The sequence below is a fragment of the Methylobacterium trifolii genome (assembly GCF_022179685.1).
Lineage (GTDB): Bacteria > Pseudomonadota > Alphaproteobacteria > Rhizobiales > Beijerinckiaceae > Methylobacterium > Methylobacterium trifolii.
This window is the reverse complement of sequence record NZ_BPRB01000417.1, coordinates 1-1,513: the sequence shown is the minus strand read 5'-3', so window position 1 is coordinate 1,513 and position 1,513 is coordinate 1. Positions and strand designations below refer to the sequence as shown.

Annotated in this window: 2 protein-coding genes; both read left to right on the top strand. The window is 62.0% G+C overall.

What is annotated here, in order from left to right; genetic code table 11:
* Positions 1-937 (top strand): hypothetical protein (locus COGEMETH_RS25460; protein ID WP_238185444.1); only part of this gene is annotated, 937 nt, incomplete at its 5' end.
* Between the two features lie 166 nt (positions 938-1,103).
* Positions 1,104-1,406 carry a hypothetical protein gene (locus COGEMETH_RS25455; RefSeq protein ID WP_238185443.1) on the top strand — a complete coding sequence of 101 codons (303 nt, stop codon included), beginning with the start codon at positions 1,104-1,106 and terminating at the stop codon, positions 1,404-1,406.
* Positions 1,407-1,513 lie beyond the last annotated feature (107 nt).

Here is a 1,513-nt window from a genome sequence, read left to right as displayed (position 1 = left end):
GAAAGACAACCCCCCCGACGCATGGCCCGACCTTCAAACCTTCGCCGATGGTCACCACTGGGCTGACGTCAAGATGGTCAACTACGTCCTCCGCCCGCAACCCAACCATGCCGCCCTCCCGCGCCCCGACGTGATCGAGACGCTCGACCCTGACCTCGACTACGAACTCTACGCTAACAACTGCATGTCGCGGATTGCCTTCGCTGGAATTGGCCTCGCGCATGTGCTCGCGAGCGCGGACGTGCAGCTTGGACCCCTTTGCTTCGTTACCCTCGTTCCGGCCCGCTGTGCCCACCCGGTCGGGGACGGCCGACCGGGCACCTGCGAGGAGAACACGTTGTGGCGGCGCATTGGGCGTGCGGCTAACTTCGACGTGCACGTGCTCAAGCAGATGGCCCGGCAAGCTCTCGGCGGTATCCCCTTCATCGGGATGGTCGAGGCCGCGCTCTACTGGCGCTGGCGGCCGGGTCGGCAAAGTCGGCACGACTGGGTCGCGTGGCACTGCCACCTCATCACGTGGGGAGCCCACGCCGAGGAGGTCTCGCGCGTCCTCGCACCGTTTCGCGCGCGGCATACCAGCATGATGGAGGGGGTGGCAGCCGCCCATGTTCAGGCCGTAGAGGATGACGACCTCACTCGGCAGTTTCTCTATATGATGAAAGCCCCACAGAAGATGACGCGGGTGGAGTACTTCAAGCGACCGTGGACCAGTCCCACGACCGGTGAGGTCAAACCCCCCGGCTTGCACTCGCAGAAGGACTGGCTGCAAACTGGCCATCGCATCCGCCTCATGGATGTCATGGGCCACCGGAAGCTCGACGAATTGTTCTTCGGCAACCGGGAAGGAACTGCTTTGTATCGCACTATCCGGGCTGAGGCGCTCGCACCTTTCCGAGATCGGCAGCGGCGGGAAGAGCGTGCTCGATCTCGGCGGTAAAAAGATCGGCCGTTTTGCGCGAACTGAAAACAACGATCATCGCGGCGGGCGCTTTGCTCGCCGCCTTTCTTCCTTGAGAGTGTAGAACCTTGAATCCTTCGTTGCGGAACTGCGGTGTCCCGTGGCACCCCTCATCAAGAGTGTTCGGTATGGAGGGCTGCGCCTTATGAGCCTTTGGGACGATAGCGAGTGCGAGACATTCTACGCCGATGGACGGGCTTCCGCGACCGAGGCTTGTGTCGTTCGCATCAGCGACGGGCGGATCGTTGTCGATGCCAACGGTGCGAACGGGGGTTGGATGTACGAGGGTGAAGAGGTCGGTCCTGATCACTTCAGCCTGACCTCCTTGACCCACGACGGCAAGGCGAAACTGCACCGCTGCGCGGGTGATGAAGCCCTTGACGGTTCTTGGCGTGAGGGCGGCGTTTACGGCATGTGGCGGATTACACTAGGTCGATCAGAGGCTTAGCGTTCTGTTTTCGCGGGACGCGAAAAGGAGCCGGCTTTGAAAGGAGCATCTGCCTCGTCACGTAAAGGCTCCTCTGATGGCGAGGGGTGCCATCAGAGGAGCCTTTA